Genomic DNA, 17,156 nt, shown 5'->3' with positions numbered 1-17,156 from the left:
CTGGCGGCCTCGCGCGCCCGCTGCGGGGTCGCCGTCCATCTCCCCTCTCTCTGCTCCTTGTACTGCCCTGGAGGCTTGTTCCGTGACGATCCTGCGCCGCCACCTCAGCACCGGCTACACCGTGCTGCCGACGGCCGCCCTCGAAGACTCCCGGCTCTCGTTCCGGGCGCGCGGGATTCTCGCCTTCCTGATAGCCAAGCCGGACGACTGGAAGGTGCGTGCGGAGTCGATTGCGAAGGCCGGCAAGGAAGGCCGCGATGCGGTGCAGGGCGCGCTGCGGGAGCTCCGCAACTGCGGCTACTACCGGGTGGTCACGGAGCGGCTTGCGGACGGGACGCTGACGCGGATCACGGAGGTGTACGACACCGCCCAGGAGTGGGCGGCCGAGGAGTACACCAGGCAGGTGGGCAGACGGGTCGGGCGCAGGCTGAAGAGTGAGACGGAAGCGGCTGCGGATCGTGATGGCGAGGGAGACGGGGGGACCGAAGACGGGTTTTCAGGCGTCGGTTCACCAGGCGTCGGTGAACCCGCCGCCGGTTCTTCAGGCTTTCTAGTTAGTAACCAGAACCAATACCCACAGGAGAAGAACCCCCCTACCCCCGCAGCTGACGCTGCAGGAGAGCTCGACGCCGCCCCGACTCCAACCACGGAAGGGACAGCGCAGTCGTGTCCGACGCACCGGGATCGCCCCGGTCGCTCCTGCCGCCGTTGCGGGACGAGCCCGAGGCAGCAACGCGAGGCAGAGCAACGGGCAGAGAAGGAGCGGTTCAAGACTGCCGAGCGGGAGGCGAACGAGCGGGTGCTGAAGTCGGTACGGCGCGATCCGGGCGGGCAAGGGCTGTCGGCGGTGGCTCGCCGGAGCATCGAGGAGATGCGTGAGGCGCGTGTGAAGGGTGCCGATGGCGGCAGCGCGCAGTTGGCCGACAACGCGAGATAGGTCGCATCTGATATGAAGACGCTCAAGGTTTCCTCACTAGCCACCCCCACCCCACAGAGTAGAATTAAGATACAAGCAAGGGTTCGCGAAGCCTGCAACGCTGAGCACCTAACAGCGACTTTGCCGCAGCGGGGCTGGCCCGAGCACTCCCCATCAATCAACCGCGACAAATCGACGCGACCCAAAATAGGTCGCGATGCAAATACAGATCGGATTCTGATGCTGACCGCCGCCTCGAAAGTCGCCGCCATCCGCGCCGCGTACGGGCCCGAGGAGCTGGATGCGCTCGCCATCTACGGCGACGTGCACTCCGCCCTCGAATCGCTCGAGCTGCACCCGTACATCGAGACCCGTGGGGGTCTTGCCGTCTGCGCGTACGCCCCGGATGGCACGCTCGTGGTGGTGGCCTGCCAGGACGCCCTGCCCCTGCGGCGCCACATGCTCATGGGCTGGCACGTCACGCATGTCCCGGAGGACTCCAACAGCCCGCTGTGGCGCTGCATCGTGCGGGACACGACCCCTGACGACCTGTGCTGCTATCCGCCCGGCGATCTGCGTCTTGACGCGATCTCCGAGGCGATCAGCCGGCACTTGGCCACCTGCTCGCACACCACCGTCGGGGAGGCAGGAGCGTGAAGCTCTCGGACGACGACCTGCAGATGGCGGTCCGTGACTTCTTCACTCCGGCCCAGCTGCTGGAGTTCATCGATCTGCCTGATGGCCTGGCCCGTGCCGAGTGGGGCGAGCAGCAGTTCAAGGAGCGCGAGGGCCGTTTCACCGTGCGTCGCCTGGACGGGGAGCCCGACTCGGGGGCAATGACGGTGTGGACGCCGGCGCCGGGGGGATTCCGTTACGAGGTCGAAGCCTCCCGAGGGCTGCGTGCCGATGACGTCGCCTGGCGCGAGGTTCATGAGCTCGCCGGCAGGCGCGTGACCGCGGTGCGCTACGGCGCGCTTCGCGAGGCGGTCGAACGCGACCGGAGGCATCAGGCGTCGTACGTGCCGTGCCCGGGGCCGTACGCGGACCTCGGGGTGTGGGACGCGCAGTTCTACCGCCCCTGGTCGCGCCACAGCATGACGCTCCAGCTCCAGGCCGCCGCCGCTCTGGACGCGATCCTGCCCGCCGCCGTCGCGCATCCGCCCCTGTTCTGAACTCCCTCCACCGCAAGGAAGCACCACCCCGTGATCAACTCCACCACCTCGGCCGCCTGGACCTCGCTCGCACCCTGCGCAGACCTGGACGGATACATTCCTCACGACTCGCTCGTGCGCGCCCCGAAGCAATTGCTCCAGGCCTGCGCCCCGTTGATGGAGGACTGCGCGGCCCTGTGTCCGTTCGTGGTCCAGTGTTACGACCGCGTGCGGCCGGAAGCCGGCCACTTCGACGGGGTGTGTGCGGCCCGGATATGGGTCAACGGCAAGGCAGTTGCGACAGCCGAGAACGCGCCTGAGCTGCCCAAGCTCCCCACCCAGGCCGGGACGTGCGGCACGAGCAGTGGGGTGGCGGGGCACCGGCGACTCGGTGAGGCGCTGTGCGGGGAGTGCCGGGTGACGGCGCAGCGAGCGGGTGCGCGCCGCGCTGGCGCAGCGAGCATCCGCAAGCGCGCCCACCGGGCCAGTGCTCTGGTCGGGGCGACGTCCTGATCGAGCCGCGGATCACGCTGATAGCTGCACTTCGGGACCAGTTGCCGGACATGGATCCGCTCAGATGCGTCCACCTGGCCGATGCGCTGATCGACCAGCTCGCGCAGGACGGTGTGTGCCTCGTTCACGGCCAAACGTCAGATCCGCCTACAAGCCTGTGACCTGCATGAACGAGTTTGACACCCCCTCCAAGTAGAGTAGAATTTAGATATACGCAGAGGGTTCAACCAGATCCCTTACCTGAACCATTCAACGCAGGAGCACCCATGGGCGCCATGTCCTTCTACACACCCGCTACCGGCCGCAACGTCAACAGAGCCTTCTTTAACGCACGTTCAAAGGCTGCCTGGGAGCACGGTCACCGCGACCACTCCGGGACGGTCTACGAGAAGGACCAGGTCACGCTCCTGGACGAGCCCAAGCGCCCACTGCCGCAGGCTATCCAGCGAGCCGAGGAGCTGATTGAGGCCAGGGACCCGCGGTTCTTTCCCCGGTCGGGACCTGCCGGGGCACTGCCTATAGAGACAGGCACGGGTGAGTCGGGATGGCTGTTCTTCGGGCTGGCTTCCTGCTGAAAGGCCCTTTGACTGCGCCCACTTCAGGTGGGCGCAGCCGCGACGCAGCACCTCTTGGGAATCCCGGAAGGACCACTCCGTTGAACGCTCCGCTTCACGACCCGCTCGCCGTGCTCACCATCGCCACCTGCTACAGCATCAGCGAACATCTGGCCGAGGCGGCCATGAACCTGGCCGCCGTCACGCTGGTCGACGCCTGGCAGGACTACGCGCGGCAGTGGGGCCTGAACGCCGACGACAGCGAAGCGATGGAGATGTGGGGCCAGATGGTCGACAACCGCACCCGCCAGGCTCTGGTCGAGGACGCCGTCCGCACCGTGACGGCCGCACAGTTCATCGGCCGCCACACCTCGCGCCGCTCGTGCCGGACTCCGCGCGTCATGCGCACGAGCCGCCCGCGGGTGCACATCCGCTGAGGCGCACATCTTCGGTCCGCTCCGATCGGGGCGGACCGCGCCATGCCGACACCGCAATCTCACGGAAGGACCCACCTGATGGGCGCCATTGAATTCTTCACTACGGCCACCGGCACGGACCTCGACACCGCGTTCAGTACCGCCCGCGATGAGGCGGCCTGGGAGCGCGGGCACGGCGGCTACACCGGCGCCGTCGCCGAGAAGGACGAAGTCACGCTCCTCGACGAGCCCCGGCGCAGCGAAGCGGCAGCCATGGCTCGTGCCGAGGAGCTGATCTGTGCCGGAGACCCGCGTATCGACGACAAGTGGGGGCCGGCCGGGGCTCTGCCGCTCACGACGGACTCCGGCGAGGACGGCTGGCTGTTCTTCGGCTTCGCGTCCTGCTGACGCCGTCGGCCGGGCCCGCCGAGCGGGCGGGCCCGGCCCGCAGTCCCTGCATCTTTTGGAAGTGAAAGGACAGGCACTCTCGTGCTGCACAAACGACTTCCGCTACTGACCGCAGCGGAAATCATCACCCGACTCGGGCTCAACGCCCATCAGATCGGCCGCGCCACCACAGCCATGGAACAGATCGTGCGGCGCGCCTGGCGATATCGCACCGGGCCCAGAAGAGCCCTGAACTACGAGGAGTTCGCGGACACCGTGCCCACCTGCCACTGGGTGCTGATGTTCGAGGTGTGCGCCCTGATCCACCTCGGCCGCCATGCTGAGGCATGCGCGCTCACCGCGGCCGCCCGGATCGTCCGCCCCGGCCGGGGCGCTGGGCCGAGCGGGGGCGACACCGTCCCGTACGGCGAGGCGTTCGACCGCAAGTCGGCCGAGGGGATGGCCGCGCCGCCCGCGTCTGCCGGTGACTCGTAGCCGCAACACCCCCCTGTGAGCTGGGGGTTCGGAGTTGACCCTGCCCCAATAGAGAGTAAAATTTAGATAGAAGGTGGGCGGGTGAACCAGAACCCGCCCACCCCGCACTCCACCGGAGGACTCCATGAACAGCGACAGCACCTGTGCCCGGGATGACGACAGCGCGCGCCTGTACTCCACCCGTCACGTCCCCGCGCACTTGCTCGCGCTCGCTTCCGACACTGCCGACGTCCTTGGGCCGGAGTGGGAAGTGACGGGACTCTTGTCCACCGCGATGCTGACGCACCCCCTCGGTTTCCGTGTCAGCCTTGACGCCCAGGCGGACATTCTCCGCATCAGCGCATTCGTCAGCACCAGTAGCGACCCGGCAAGGCTTCCGGAAGCCATCTCCCACACCATGCCAATGACGCGCCGGGACGGCCCCTCCAAGGGCAGTGCGGCCCTCGCGGACCTCATCCACACCAAGGTCCTGCCGCACTACGGACGCCTGGACGCCATCGCAGCTCTGCGGCTGCTCAGCCTGCCGCTGCGCGACGCGAAGATCCCAGCCACCGCCCAGGGCGGCCCAGACCGCGCCGAGATCGACCTGCGGGCCGAAGACGGCGGCAACCCCGTCATCACGGTCGTCATCACCTTCTCGCATGACGACGGCGTGCATGTCGGCTTGCTCGTCGACCGGCTGACCACAGACCAGGCCATCCTCTGCGCCCGCCCCGCACTGCCTACGCAGCTGCCCGCCGGCATAGATCCCGCCCTCGGCTTTGCCCCCGAAGTGCACACCGTGCTGGACGCCATGCCGGGACTGACTGCCGCCTTCTCACAGTCCGGACCTCGATTCACGATCATCCGGACACCCACCGACGACCTCAAGATCCGCCACGACGCACGCGCCATTGAACCTGATGCGCCGCTCGGTCTCGCAATCCCGGAAACCAGTGTCGCCACCGCCTACGCCGTACTACGTGCCTACGCGACCAAGTAGCTAGCAGCCCGCCCCCAGTCCTGGCGCCAGCAACCAGGAACCCCGAAACCCACCACAAGGACGTAGCGCCACCGTGACGAGCGACACCCAGACCACCACCGTCACCGACCATTCCTCAGCCGAGGAGTACAGCGAATACCTCCAGGGCCTGACCCCCACCGTCCGTAATCTCGTCTCCGCCGCTGTCGCCCTGGCCCGCATAGACGAGCTCGGCTGGGCTCCACGCAGCGGCTACCCCGGCAGTGACGTGTAGTGGCAAGTCCGGTGCCTGGTATGCGGCTGGAGTGGAGAGCGGTTCTACAGCCACTTGCGCAGGGCCCGGCCCCTCAAGCGGCACGACGGCTGCGCCCCGCTGAGCAAGCGCCCCCAGTTGCTCGCGGCCCTGGCCGCTTACGCGACGGACTCATGCAACTGCCGCACTCCCCACCCCACAACCCCGGACCAGGCCGCCCACGTCATCGAGGCCATCGTCGACGCCCATCACCAGGAGGACTTCGCACTCCTACTGGCCGGGCTCGGCCGACTCCTCGAACCCTGCCCCGCCACGGCCGCACGCGCCGCTGCCGCGGCCGAGTACAAGTCCGCACCCAGCGGAGCCTGACATGGCGGGCTGGATGCGCGGCATGTGGCGCATTACGATGTGGCACCCCGACCGCCACGACGGGCAGCACGTCTACCTGGTGCCCCACTGGCAGGCACGCACCGAAGTAGCCGCCCGGGCCGCCGCAGCGACCCGGCACGCCGATCGGGCCTCGGTGATGACCGACCCTTCCCACTGGCGCGAGATGGTCATCGGTGAGGTGGCATTCAGGCCTGCGGTGCGCTCTCGGGAGCGGGCCGTCGCCTGGGTGGCACTCGTGCAGCACGATGCGATCAACGCACGCGGATGGCACGCCGCCGAGCCCGGCCAGCGCGGTGATCTGTGGCGCCAGCAGCTTCGGGCGATGCACGAGCAGTACCGCGAGAGGGTCATCGGCTTCGGTGACTCGCTCGCCGACATCCTGACCTCCCCGGCCGGCACGGACGCGGGCTGGGACCTGGCCCCGTACCGCGACCCGTTCGACCGCATCGTCTGGGAAAACGTCCGCGCCGACATCCACAAGGCTGGGCTCTCCCACACCTGGCACACGCCATACGGCGTCATCTGGATCGACCAGGGCTGACCCGCGCCCACCTGGCCAGCACGGCCACCTCCTTCACTCTCCCGGCCCGCCTCCGCCTGCGGGGGCGGGCCCTCGCACACCCACACCCCCTCACCGAAAGCGATCAACCCGTGACGCAACTCGACCTGTTCGCCGCTCTGGAAGAAGAGCCGCAGCCCATCCCCGCCACCTTCACCGCGCCCAAGGAGCCGTCCGCGCCTTCCCGCCCAATGGCCACGGCGGCCGCGTCTCCAGCCCGGTCGCGTCGGGTGAAGCCGTCGGGTGATCCGCACGGGCACGCCATGCGGGTCGGCGAGGCCGTTGCGGGGGTGTGGCACCGGCAGCACGGCGGAACGCGCATCGAGGTGCCCATCGGCCTCGTCGCCGCGCTCGCGCTGATCCGGCAGAAGGACGAGAAGGGCCCGGACCTGAAGGCGCAGATCCTCGCCCAGGACGACACGCAGTTGATCGCGATGTTCCGGGAGATCTGGTCGACGCACTGGATACACCGGCCCGACCTGATCGACCGCGCCCGCATTCTGCATGAGTGGCTGAACGACGAGGAGATCGACGACCACCGCGCCTACCTCGTGCGTGCCGTCACCAAAGCTGCCCTGGACCAGGGCCTGTTCGACCTCACCGGGCATGCGGAACCGTATCTGCGCGGCCAGACAGACGTGCTGTCGCCGGTCATGATGCTCGTTCGTTCCAGCGGCGCCCAGCAGGGCCTCGGCGAGTACCACACCCCGGCCGACATAGCCGATGCCATGGCGAACGTCCTCGCGGCCGAGAGCGTCATAGATATCCAGCTTGCGGTGAAGGAGCCGCAGCGCGGCGAGCACATCCACGACCCGGCCGCCGGCAGTGGTGGTCTGCTGCGCTCGGCGGCGCAGCGCCTGCGTGAGCGAGGGCTCGATCCGGCAGATTTCCAGTGGTCGATGGTCGACATCGACGAGATAGCCGCAGCCTGCGCGGCGGTGAATTCAATCATCTGGTCTCTCGGACCGCGCGTGACGGTCGCCTGCGCCGACTCGATCGCGAACCCGAACGCCGTCGAGGAAGCGATGAAGCACGCACGCGCCGTGTTTGCGCACCGTGACGAGACGCTCGGCAAGGCGCGCATCATCGCCGCCGTTCGCCAGGCGCAGCAGCTCCTGGAGCAGGCCGCCCCAGTCGCCGCCTGACCCGGATCAACCAGAGAAACCCCCAGCCTGACCTGCACAAACGGGTTTGACGCCCCCATCGCAAAGAGTAGAATTTTGATATGAGTTGGAGGGGGAATCCTTTCAACTGGTTCCAGCACATCGGCGTGGGGCGGCAATTGCCCGCCCACACCCGCACCACGAAAGAGCACGATGACCGTCATTGAGACCGAAGTACCCCCGACCGCTGCCGACATCAAGGCTGAGGCAACCCCTGAAGCGCCCATCGGCATCGAGGGATTCGCGGGCACGTTCGCGTGGGTTGATCCGCGCACGCTGGTGGTCGACCCCTACAACCACCGCAAGCCGCGCCCGTCCACCGGCGAGGACGAGGCAGAGGAGTGCGACGACCAGGAGGCCGAGGACACCACGGAGCCGGATGCGGATCTGATCGCCTCTGTCGACGGAATCGGCGTACAGACTCCGCTCCTGTTGCGGCCGCAGGCCGATGGCGAGACGCTCGGCATCATCTTCGGGCAGCGCCGCTTCAAGGCTGCGCTCCTCGCCGCGGAGAAGGCGATAGCTGCGGGCCGCCCCTTCCGGCTGGTTCCGGCGATCGTCCGAACCGACCTCAAGGGCATCGACGACGATGCACTGACGATCAGCCTCATCGAGAACAAGCACCGCAAGGCCGCCTCTGTACGCGACGACATCGATGCCGTACGCCAGTTGTCGCTCATGAAGATCAGCAAGACCCGCAAAGCCAAGCACGCCCGATCCCTCGGGCTGACGCCGGAGCAGGTGAAGGCCGCCGAGACGGCGGACAAGCTCAGCGACGAGAGCCTGAGCAAGGCACTCTCGTACGACTTCGACTTTGTTGAACTCGCCGACCTGCACGAAGTCGAGGACCTCGACCACGCCCTGCGGTGGCTGCGGAGCGCAAAGCACCGCGACCTGGACGAAGGAGAGGGACAGCGCGGCAACTGGGCCCACACCATGCAGAAGTTGCGTGACCAGAAGGCCGATCAGGCAGCGCGCGAGCAACTCACCGAGGAACTGGCCACGGCCGGCATTCCGCTCGTCGAGAGGTCCTGGAACTGGGCGAAGGCCGCCGCCCGCCCGCTCACCGACCTCACCACGACGGACGGCAACCTGGTCACACCCGAGGACCACCGAAGCTGCCCCGGCCATGCCGCCTTCCTCGACCGGGACGAGCCGGTCGCGGTGTGGCTGTGCCAGGACTGGATGAAGTGCGGCCACAAGCTCGGCCCCGATGCCCCCAAGGATGCCCGGGAGCACAAAGACAAGGAGGCGGAGAAGGAGGCGCGGCGCACCGTCATCCGCAACAACAAGGCATGGCGGGCAGCCCGGGTGGTGCGTCATGAATTCCTGGCAACGCTGTGCACCCGCAAGGGCGATGCCTCGCCCGCATCGTGGACGCTGATCATGTCGACGATCACCGGCACCAGCTACCTGTACGAGCACTTCGTCGACACCGGCGACACCACCCTGACTGCGACTTTCCTACGGGTGCCGGACCCCAACGAGGACCGCAACAAGTGGACCCGGGTCAGCGATCCGTTCGCCGAGGTGATCGCGAAGACCCCGGCTTCCCGCCGCTGGCAGATCCTGCTCGCGCTGGTCTGCGCTGCGCACGAGCAGCAGTCGATGGGGGACAGCGTCTGGCGCGGAGAGATCGGTTCCCACACGGCCGCTTGGCTCGCTTTCCTGAAGGCCGAGGGGTACGCACCGTCTGAGATCGAGGCCGAGACTCTGGCGACGGCCGAAGCGCAGGCGCAGAAGAGGGCGGAGGCGCTGGCCGCTGCTGAAGCAGAGAAGCGGGCGGCCCAGGACGCCGAGCCAGTCGCCGCCTAGCCCCACGCTGACCTGCATAAACGGGTTTGACGCCCCCTCCGTGAAGAGTAGAATATAGACGTCAGGGAGGGGGGCCTCCCAATCACCACGAACGGAATACCGACATGCCACCCATCACCCTCAACCGCGACGTCATCCTCAACGCCCTGGAAGCCGCAGGCCGCCCCCTCCAGAGGTACGACCTCGTCATGACCGTGTTCTGGGCAGCCGGATACGACCGCACCACCTACCGCACCGTCCAGGACCTCCCCGACGGAAGCCTCACGTGCGTCCAGCTCATCGACCGCCTGCACGCCGAAGGCGAACTCGTCCGCCTCCCCTCACCGAAGTGGCGGCAGATACTCGGCACCGCCTTCGACACCACGACCATCCACGGGCAGCGCGGCTACCACTGGTTCGCCACCCGCGACCAGCACACCCGCTGGACCCAGGCAGACCACGACCGCGCCGAACGCATCACTGCGATCACCGCGCGCCTCAGCGCCGCGAACCTGCCCCCGCTCGAACTCCGCCGCACCGACTGGTCCGACAACGGCGCCCTCCTCGACGCCGACGATCCCGAAGCCGTGCACACCTCTCTCGAGATCGTCGAACCGGGCGGCGCCCGTGTCGCAGAAGTGCTCTGCAATCACGCGCCCGACGACGAACAGCCCGCCGAAGCCCTCGCAGCCGCAGAGGCCGCAGCGAACCTCCTCGTTCACGCCCCGACGGACCTGGCCTTCCTCCTGGCCCTCATCAACGACGAGGCGAGCCGATGACTCTGCTGTACGGCGCCTCCGTCTCCGGAAAACCGCACCTCGTGACCGTGGCCGTCTGGCCGGCCGACCCCGATCAGCTCGTCCTCACCCGCTGCGGACGCCTCTCCCTGCGCGAAATCCCCGAGCCCGCCCCGGGTCACCTGTGCGGCATCTGCCAGCGGCTGCGCGCCTGCGACCAGCACCAGGAAGCCGCCGCACGACGGCACCACCAGCGTCACCTCGAACCGGTCTGCCGCCAGATCGCCGACGAAATCAACCGCCTGCGCGCTGGGCTCCTCGCCGACATCGCACTTCCCGCGCACCTCGCTATGACACCCGCGCACCGGTCCGAACGGTCAGCCATCGTCACTGGCCTTCTCACTGCCCTGGCAATCGCCCTCGGTACACCCGGCAACGACAACGCAGCCGAGCTCTACGCCCAGCAGCACACCCTCTCGTGACCAGCCGACTCCCCTGGCAGGCAGGTTTCCCCACCACCATCTACGACTTCAACGGCGTCAGGTACGACCTCACCCGCCCGTACATCGCACCCGACGGCTCCCGCTGGCACTGGACCCGCTGGTGCAACGAACACCAGCGCCCCGTCGCCACCCGCGCCGACCACACCCCAGGCGACATATCCGCCAGCGCCGAGATCAACGAACTCATCGACGGCCACGCCTACCGCTACCTCGCACCCACCCGCACCACCCAACAAGGACAACCAGCATGGAAGCAGTCACCTGGCTCCGGCCCGAATACATAGGGCGCGAGGACGAGCTGATCACCCTCGCTGACGGCGCCCGACTCGTCGGTGTCAGCCGCTCCGCCGTCAGCAACTGGGCAAAGCGCCACGCCAACTTCCCACGCCTCGCGTTGCTGACCGGCCCTCTGAGCAAGCGGGTCAAGTACGTCGTCCGCGAAGAACTCCTCACCTTCGCCCGCATCCAGCTCAACAAGACTCGCAAGGACCCAGGCAGCCACAAGCCCCGCAGACCAGCCGTCGAGCTCCGCGCAGGCGAAGTCCAGCACTTCACGCAGCAGGTCAACCGCCTCACCGAACTCGTCGACCGCCATAAGCAAACCCTGGCCGGCGCGGAAGCACGACTGCGCACCGCACGACAGCGGCTGCGCACGGCCCGGACTCAGCTGACCACCGAACTCGCCGCAGTCCACAAGTACAGCGCCACCGAGAAGAGCACCACATGAGCAAGAACACGCCCGCCCCCAAGGGCTTCATCGTCACCACCCCCATCGCCCCCACCGTGCCCGCCTCCGCACTCCAGGACGGCGACGCCTTCGCGCTCCCCGAAGCCCCTGACAACCACCTGATCGCCCAGGGCATCAAGCCCCACCCCGACCTGACCTCACGCCTGATCATCAGCGCGCGCGGCATTCCAGCCCCGTTCACCATCCACTCCGACGAACCCCTCCAGCCACTGCGAATGCTGCGCACCTTCGAACTGACCTGCCAGCTCTGCAACCGCACCGTCAGCCAAGACCTCGACCTCGTCACCCACGGCACCCCGCAGACCTGGGTCTGCAACCTGTGCAGCTAGCACTGACCACCCCGCGGGCGGGCCTCACCAGCCCCGCCCGCACCCGTCATAAGCACCACGAACAGGACGCCAGTGCAGTGACCTATAAGACCGAACGCACCATCACCGTCAGCGACATCACGATCAGCGTGCGAACCAGCGACCGCACCACCCTGGAGCTCGACGTCAGCACCTCGCCCAACCCCGCCGCCGCTGGATCTACCAGCAGCTCGCCCGCATCGCCGCCACCACGCCAAACAACCCGATCAAGCTCCTCGACACCGGCGAAGTCTTCGCCGTCCTCGGTCGGCCACACCGCCTCCGCATCGTCCCGGACATCGAACAGACAGAGCCGATCACTCACCATCAGCACCCCGAAGCCGGCGACTGGCTCCACCTGCGACACACCACCGCCACGAAACTGGATATAGCGCGTCGAATGCTCATCAACTTCTACGCCAAGACCGCCAAGGACTGGCTCAAAATCATCTGCCCACAGATCGCCACTTCCGGGCCAATACCTGACATACCACTCACCACCTCAACCCACCCGCGAACCACCAAAGCCCACTACCACCCCACCTGCGGCCTCACCCTCCACTGGGCCACCGACCAACTCGACGAACGCACCCTCCGCGAACTCATCCACCGCACCCTCCATCTCCGCACCATCACAGACACCCACCAACTCGACCACGACCTGCGCAACCTCTGGCTCGGCAACCTCACCGCGCTCGCCCCTGCGGAGGTCTCGGACCGATGAGCTACAACGGCATCAACGTCGGCGAAACGTTCCTGCCCCTCGAAGGCGCACGCTGGGACTTCCACGTGTACAACGACGTCGCCGACGACGTCATGGCCTTCGCCCGCAGCGGCGAGGCCATCACCGCGCGGGAACTGATCTCCGGACAGCAGCACCGCCACCTCCAACCGGCACATCCCCGGACAGTCATCGAACTCAAGACGCTCCGCGAACTCGGCCGCCCGTACGGCACCGCCCAATCCTGGCCTCGCGACCTGGGCGGCCCAGCCGACACGTGGGAGGTCTACGACTACGACGCCGACCTGCGCCACGTCTGCCTCGTCCACACAGGCCTGTACTGGGAGAACACCGGCCGGATGCGATGGAACCGCTGGCACTACGACAACAACCGGGACCGGCTCGTGGCCGTGCACACCGAACACATCAATGCCCTGCCGCGCCTGACGCTCTGGGAGGAGCACGACCAGAAGGCCATGCGCCTCAACTACCGAGACCAGGAAGGGCGCTGGCTGTGACAGCCACAACAAGGATGCCTCGCACTGACGCTTATCGTCCGGGCCTGGGCGAAGGCTGGCGGGCAGTGTGGGAGGTCACCCACTACACGCTCGACGAGGACGGCCAACGGGGCACTTCGTGCATCGTGACCCAGGTCGAAGTCCACCCGCTGAAGTCCAACATCAGCCTCACCCACTCCGTGTTCGTCCATCTCACGCAGGACCCGGACGTTCCTGAACCCGACCTGCTCGACGCACAGACGCGCCTGCTTGGCTACACCGCCGGCGAACCGGGCGAAGACGGGAAGACACCACTCGTACACGGCCTGCGCTGCACAACCTGCGGCTCAGACCAGGTGACATTCAGCGTGCGGGCCTGGGCGAACTGTCAGGCCTGCGGCACAGGCCAGACGCAGGGCGAAGCAATGCTGTGCTCCAAGCACTGCGAACAGTGCGGCGCCGCGGGAGTGAGCAAATGACCGACGCGATCAGCGCGGCCGCAGTGGCAGAGATGTTCCCTGCACCGCCCGACGGCCGCACAACAGACGAACTGCGGGCCGAGGCCGATGCCTTGGTGCCCGCCGACGTCGACGAGTTCGACGAGACGTACTGCACCTCCTACGGCGTGCACAACGCTGAGGGCCCATGGCCGAAGTGGCTGGCAGTTGCGCTCGCCTTCCGCGGCCTCAGCAAGAACGCGACGGTCGCCGTCGAGTACGGGGAAGTCGTCATCCGGCACACCGATGGCTCCTCCTCGACGCTACGCCCCGTCGGCGCCGACCCCGTACGGCCGGAAGTCCCCCCCCCGATGGGCTGCCGCTACTGCGGCCTGCCCCGCAGACACGACAACCAGTCCTCGGCGTGGGGACAGCACGCCTACACCGAGCCGACCCAGTTCCAGATCAAGGCGCGAATGCTGGAGCGCCGCAAGAGGAGGGCAGGAAAATGAGCGAACAGGAGATCGTGACGCCAGACGGTGTGCGACGACCGACCCACTGGGAGTGGGACGCCGAGATGATCACCAACATGGCAGCCCGCACACTGCTGTGGGGGCAGACGCCATGCCCGCTGGACGGCCGGGAGAACCAGCTCCACGACTGGATACGGTTCGAGGTCTCCTACAACGACAAGGGCGACATCGACGGGCTAAAGCCAAACCCGTGCGACCTCATGCCCAAGCACAACGACGACCCCAAATCAGCGTTCGAAATGAGCATCCACCGCATCACCGCCCTCGGCTTCGACCTGCGCAGCAGCGTCCACTACCGGCCCGGCAAGGTACTCATCAGCATCAAGGACGAGCGAACCGGCGAAGACGTGTTCGCCTGCCTCTTCGACCTGAACGACGCACCCGGCCAGCACTTTGTAGGATCCGCGACTCCGTTGACAGCGAAGGCACTTCATTGACAGCCGATTGGCAAATCCGCGATCCCGTTGACAGTGACTACGTTCAGTAGCAGGCGATTATCTGCGGGGCTATCAGGATCATGGCACTCCCTATCTGAGGTATCGGTCAGGTCAGGCCGGCCAGGGCGGTAGTCAGGCCGAGGCCGGCGCAGATGCCGAGGGTGCGCAGCATGCTCCAACGCAGCCGGAAGATCAGGACTGCGGCGGTCAGGGCGATGGCGAGGGCGCCGGGCCGCAGGGTGGCGGGGTCGGGCAGCTGGAGCTGCAGCGGCCCGAAGGTGACGGCATCCACGGTGGTGAAGAGGGTGTGTTCGGCGAAGTACAGGGCCAGGTTGGCGATGACGCCGACGACGGCGGCGGTGATGCCCTTCAGGGCGGCGGAGATGTGCGGGTTGCCGCGCAGCCGCTCGATGTGCGGGGCGCCGAGGAAGATGAACAGGAAGCAGGGCACGAAGGTGACCCAGGTGGTCAGCAGCGCGCCGAGCAGGGCAGCGGCCCAGGGGGTAAGCGTGCCGGGGTCGCGGTAGGCGCCGAGGAAGGCGACGAACTGCACGACCATGATGAGCGGGCCGGGGGTGGATTCGGCCAGGGCCAGGCCGCGCACCATCTCCCCGGGGGTCAGCCAGCCGTAGGCGTGGACGGCTTGCTGGGCGACGTAGGCGAGCACCGCGTAGGCGCCGCCGAAAGTGACCAGCGCGGTGCCGGAGAAGAACAGCCCTTGGGCGGTGAAGGTGCTGCCGGTGCCGAAGAGTGCGGCGACGGCCGCCAGCGGGGCGGCCCACAGGGCCAGTCCGATGGCCGCGATGCGCAGCGTGCGGCGGAGGCCGGGGCGCTCGTGGTGCAGGGCGCCATCCGCGATCAGCGGAGCGGGCCCGCCGTCGCTGGCCTCTTCGGCAGGGAGTGTGCGGGTGCTGGGGAGGTAGCGGGCGATCAGCCAGCCGGCTATCGCGGCGGCGGCGATCACGAGCGGGAACGGCACGGCGAACAGGGCCAGAGCGGCGAACGCGGCTACCGCGAGGGTGATGTGGGCGATGTGGGTCAGCGAGCGGCGGCCGACCCGCCATACCGCCTGGGCGACGATGGCCACCACCGCGGGGGCGAGCCCGGCGAACAGGCCCGTAAGTGCGGCGGTGGTACCGAAGGCGACGTAGAGGGCGGACAGCGCCAGCAGGGCCACGATGCCGGGCAGGACGAACAGGGTGCCCGCCGCCAGGCCACCACGGGTGCCGTTGAGCAGCCAGCCGATGTAGACGGCGAGCTGCTGGGCCTCGGGGCCGGGCAGCAGCATGCAGTAGCTCAGCGCGTGGTTGAACCGCTGCTGGCCGATCCACCGCTTCTCCTCCACCAGGGTCCGCTGCATCACCGCGATCTGCCCGGCCGGACCCCCGAAGGTCTGCAGCGAGATCGCGAACCAGGTGCGCAGCGCCTGCCGGAACGGGATCAGATCCCGGCCGTCACTCGGGCGGGGGCGTGCGGGGTCGTCGGTAGCAGTCACCGGCCAGGCTCCTTGGGCTCGTGCTCGCGTCGGGTGTGGTGCGGCCCCCGGGGATGCACCGGCGCGGCAGCGTCCCCGGTGGCCGGCGAGGCGGTTGTCCCGCCCCGGCTATTCGGTGTAACCATGGTTGCATCAACTGCTGGAGACGAGAACCCAAGGAGTGGTGATGATCTCCACGAAGACGTTGCGGCTGGGCGCGGTGGCGGGGGCGGTGCTGCTGGCCGGCGCCTGCGCCAGTGACAACGGGTCCTCGGCCGGAACGGAGGACAGCAGGGCGGCGCACGCCGCAGCCACGGGGAAGGGCATGGAGCCGGTCAAGACCAGCGAGGAGGACTGGAAGGGTGTGGCCGACGCGCTGGGCCGTGAGGGCAAGCTGTCGGGCGGCACCGTGTACCGGACCGGGTTTCCCCGCAGTGACCTGAAGGTCACCTCCAAGGGCGTCACGGTCAAGGCGGGGCTATCCCTGGGCTCATGGGCGGCCTTCGCCCGCTACGGCGACGGCACCACCATGGCGATGGGTGACCTGGTGGTGACCGAGCAGGAGCTGCCGAAGGTCACCGACGCCCTGCGGAAGGCTGGCATCGCCCAGACCGCGGTGCACAAGCACCTGCTCGCCCACTCCCCGCAGGTGTGGTGGACCCACTTCCACGCCCAGGGCAAGGACGCGGACAAAATCGCCCGCGGCGTCCGCGCCGCGCTGAACACCACCGCCACCCCTGCGCCCTCGCCCCCGTCCGACCAGAAGCCGGACCTGGACACCAAGGCCATCGACCAAGCCATGGGCACCAAGGGCACCAACAACGGCGGGATCTACAAGTTCTCCTTCGCCCGCGACGAGAAGATCACCGACCACGGCAAGATCCTGCCCCCGGCCATGGGGGTGACCACCGCGATCGGCTTCCAGCCCACCGGCGACGGCAACGCGGTCATCAACGGCGACTTCGCCATGGCCGCCAGCGAGGTCCAGAAGGTGATCAAGGCACTGCGCGGCGGCGGCATCGACATCGTCGAGCTCCACAACCACGGGTTGAGCGACAACCCGCGCCTGTTCTACATGCACTTCTGGGCCCAGGACGACGCCGTGAAGCTGGCCCGCACCCTCAAGAAGGCCGTCGACCAGACATCCGTCACCCCCGCTGGCTGATCTTG

At 67.8% G+C, this 17,156-nt stretch carries 27 protein-coding genes; 25 read left to right on the top strand and 2 right to left on the bottom strand.

Annotation, left to right across the window (positions count from 1 at the left end):
* The first annotated feature begins 82 nt into the window (after positions 1–82).
* The 19 genes from K9S39_RS18960 to K9S39_RS18870 all read left to right on the top strand — a co-directional run bounded on the left by K9S39_RS18960 (position 83) and on the right by K9S39_RS18870 (position 11,869).
* Entirely contained in the window at positions 83–937 is an 855-nt protein-coding gene (locus K9S39_RS18960; RefSeq protein ID WP_248864554.1) for a helix-turn-helix domain-containing protein, read from the top strand.
* A gap of 219 nt (positions 938–1,156) precedes the next feature.
* Positions 1,157–1,573 (top strand): hypothetical protein, encoded by a 417-nt coding sequence (locus K9S39_RS18955; RefSeq protein WP_248864553.1) that lies wholly within the window; start codon positions 1,157–1,159, stop codon positions 1,571–1,573.
* Positions 1,570–2,088, top strand: a complete 519-nt coding sequence (locus K9S39_RS18950) for a hypothetical protein (RefSeq protein WP_248864552.1) — start codon at positions 1,570–1,572, stop codon at positions 2,086–2,088. Before K9S39_RS18955 ends, K9S39_RS18950 begins: the two co-directional genes overlap by 4 nt.
* Before the next feature lie 30 nt (positions 2,089–2,118).
* Complete coding sequence (locus K9S39_RS18945; RefSeq protein ID WP_248864551.1) at positions 2,119–2,580, top strand: hypothetical protein; 462 nt, start codon at positions 2,119–2,121, stop codon at positions 2,578–2,580.
* A gap of 266 nt (positions 2,581–2,846) precedes the next feature.
* Entirely contained in the window at positions 2,847–3,155 is a 309-nt protein-coding gene (locus tag K9S39_RS18940) for a hypothetical protein (RefSeq protein ID WP_248864550.1), read from the top strand.
* 80 nt (positions 3,156–3,235) lie between these two features.
* Positions 3,236–3,571, top strand: a complete 336-nt coding sequence (locus K9S39_RS18935; protein ID WP_248864549.1) for a hypothetical protein — start codon at positions 3,236–3,238, stop codon at positions 3,569–3,571.
* A gap of 78 nt (positions 3,572–3,649) precedes the next feature.
* On the top strand, positions 3,650–3,958 hold the full coding sequence (locus K9S39_RS18930; protein ID WP_248864548.1) for a hypothetical protein: 309 nt from the start codon (positions 3,650–3,652) through the stop codon (positions 3,956–3,958).
* An 81-nt stretch (positions 3,959–4,039) separates the two neighbouring features.
* On the top strand, positions 4,040–4,432 hold the full coding sequence (locus K9S39_RS18925; protein ID WP_248864547.1) for a hypothetical protein: 393 nt from the start codon (positions 4,040–4,042) through the stop codon (positions 4,430–4,432).
* Between the two features lie 124 nt (positions 4,433–4,556).
* The gene (locus K9S39_RS18920) at positions 4,557–5,414 is read left to right on the top strand and encodes a hypothetical protein (RefSeq protein ID WP_248864546.1); all 858 of its coding nucleotides are present in this window, start codon (positions 4,557–4,559) and stop codon (positions 5,412–5,414) included.
* Positions 5,415–5,487: 73 nt separating this feature from the next.
* Positions 5,488–5,667 carry a hypothetical protein gene (locus K9S39_RS18915; protein ID WP_248864545.1) on the top strand — a complete coding sequence of 60 codons (180 nt, stop codon included), beginning with the start codon at positions 5,488–5,490 and terminating at the stop codon, positions 5,665–5,667.
* A gap of 54 nt (positions 5,668–5,721) precedes the next feature.
* Positions 5,722–6,015 (top strand): hypothetical protein, encoded by a 294-nt coding sequence (locus tag K9S39_RS18910; protein ID WP_248864544.1) that lies wholly within the window; start codon positions 5,722–5,724, stop codon positions 6,013–6,015.
* Between the two features lies 1 nt (position 6,016).
* Positions 6,017–6,577, top strand: coding sequence for a hypothetical protein (locus tag K9S39_RS18905; protein WP_248864543.1), 561 nt, complete (start codon positions 6,017–6,019; stop codon positions 6,575–6,577).
* Positions 6,578–6,786: 209 nt separating this feature from the next.
* A complete protein-coding gene (locus tag K9S39_RS18900; protein ID WP_248864542.1) occupies positions 6,787–7,740 on the top strand; it encodes an N-6 DNA methylase in 954 nt (317 codons plus the stop codon).
* A 171-nt stretch (positions 7,741–7,911) separates the two neighbouring features.
* Entirely contained in the window at positions 7,912–9,573 is a 1,662-nt protein-coding gene (locus K9S39_RS18895) for a ParB/RepB/Spo0J family partition protein (protein WP_248864541.1), read from the top strand.
* 104 nt (positions 9,574–9,677) lie between these two features.
* Positions 9,678–10,331: a hypothetical protein gene (locus K9S39_RS18890; RefSeq protein WP_248864540.1), complete on the top strand. Its 654-nt coding sequence runs from the start codon at positions 9,678–9,680 to the stop codon at positions 10,329–10,331.
* Complete coding sequence (locus tag K9S39_RS18885; RefSeq protein ID WP_248864539.1) at positions 10,328–10,771, top strand: hypothetical protein; 444 nt, start codon at positions 10,328–10,330, stop codon at positions 10,769–10,771. Before K9S39_RS18890 ends, K9S39_RS18885 begins: the two co-directional genes overlap by 4 nt.
* On the top strand, positions 10,768–11,076 hold the full coding sequence (locus K9S39_RS18880; RefSeq protein ID WP_248864538.1) for a phiSA1p31-related protein: 309 nt from the start codon (positions 10,768–10,770) through the stop codon (positions 11,074–11,076). Before K9S39_RS18885 ends, K9S39_RS18880 begins: the two co-directional genes overlap by 4 nt.
* The gene (locus K9S39_RS18875; RefSeq protein WP_248864537.1) at positions 11,040–11,519 is read left to right on the top strand and encodes a hypothetical protein; all 480 of its coding nucleotides are present in this window, start codon (positions 11,040–11,042) and stop codon (positions 11,517–11,519) included. Before K9S39_RS18880 ends, K9S39_RS18875 begins: the two co-directional genes overlap by 37 nt.
* Positions 11,516–11,869: a hypothetical protein gene (locus K9S39_RS18870; RefSeq protein WP_248864536.1), complete on the top strand. Its 354-nt coding sequence runs from the start codon at positions 11,516–11,518 to the stop codon at positions 11,867–11,869. Before K9S39_RS18875 ends, K9S39_RS18870 begins: the two co-directional genes overlap by 4 nt.
* Before the next feature lie 82 nt (positions 11,870–11,951).
* On the opposite strand, the gene K9S39_RS18865 is transcribed toward K9S39_RS18870, so the two are convergent.
* Positions 11,952–12,254, bottom strand: coding sequence for a hypothetical protein (locus K9S39_RS18865; protein WP_248864535.1), 303 nt, complete (start codon positions 12,252–12,254; stop codon positions 11,952–11,954).
* 33 nt (positions 12,255–12,287) lie between these two features.
* Here K9S39_RS18865 and K9S39_RS18860 point away from each other — a divergent pair, with 33 nt between their 5' ends.
* From K9S39_RS18860 to K9S39_RS18840, 5 genes are all read left to right on the top strand, one after another.
* The gene (locus K9S39_RS18860; protein ID WP_248864534.1) at positions 12,288–12,611 is read left to right on the top strand and encodes a hypothetical protein; all 324 of its coding nucleotides are present in this window, start codon (positions 12,288–12,290) and stop codon (positions 12,609–12,611) included.
* Positions 12,608–13,126: a hypothetical protein gene (locus K9S39_RS18855; protein ID WP_248864533.1), complete on the top strand. Its 519-nt coding sequence runs from the start codon at positions 12,608–12,610 to the stop codon at positions 13,124–13,126. The genes K9S39_RS18860 and K9S39_RS18855 overlap by 4 nt, the downstream gene beginning before the upstream one ends.
* A gap of 65 nt (positions 13,127–13,191) precedes the next feature.
* Entirely contained in the window at positions 13,192–13,584 is a 393-nt protein-coding gene (locus K9S39_RS18850; RefSeq protein ID WP_248864532.1) for a hypothetical protein, read from the top strand.
* Positions 13,581–14,054, top strand: coding sequence for a hypothetical protein (locus tag K9S39_RS18845; protein ID WP_248864531.1), 474 nt, complete (start codon positions 13,581–13,583; stop codon positions 14,052–14,054). Before K9S39_RS18850 ends, K9S39_RS18845 begins: the two co-directional genes overlap by 4 nt.
* Entirely contained in the window at positions 14,051–14,512 is a 462-nt protein-coding gene (locus K9S39_RS18840; protein WP_248864530.1) for a hypothetical protein, read from the top strand. The genes K9S39_RS18845 and K9S39_RS18840 overlap by 4 nt, the downstream gene beginning before the upstream one ends.
* A gap of 106 nt (positions 14,513–14,618) precedes the next feature.
* Here the strand turns inward: K9S39_RS18840 and chrA are convergent, their stop codons facing one another.
* Complete coding sequence (chrA, locus tag K9S39_RS18835) at positions 14,619–16,007, bottom strand: chromate efflux transporter (protein WP_248864529.1); 1,389 nt, start codon at positions 16,005–16,007, stop codon at positions 14,619–14,621.
* Between the two features lie 166 nt (positions 16,008–16,173).
* On the opposite strand from chrA, the gene K9S39_RS18830 reads away from it, so the two are divergent.
* The gene (locus K9S39_RS18830) at positions 16,174–17,151 is read left to right on the top strand and encodes a DUF1259 domain-containing protein (RefSeq protein WP_248864528.1); all 978 of its coding nucleotides are present in this window, start codon (positions 16,174–16,176) and stop codon (positions 17,149–17,151) included.
* Positions 17,152–17,156: the final 5 nt, after the last annotated feature.

Origin of the sequence: Streptomyces halobius, from assembly GCF_023277745.1 — a bacterium.
In the GTDB taxonomy this organism is placed as follows: domain Bacteria; phylum Actinomycetota; class Actinomycetes; order Streptomycetales; family Streptomycetaceae; genus Streptomyces; species Streptomyces halobius.
This window is presented reverse-complemented; position numbering and strand designations above follow the sequence as displayed.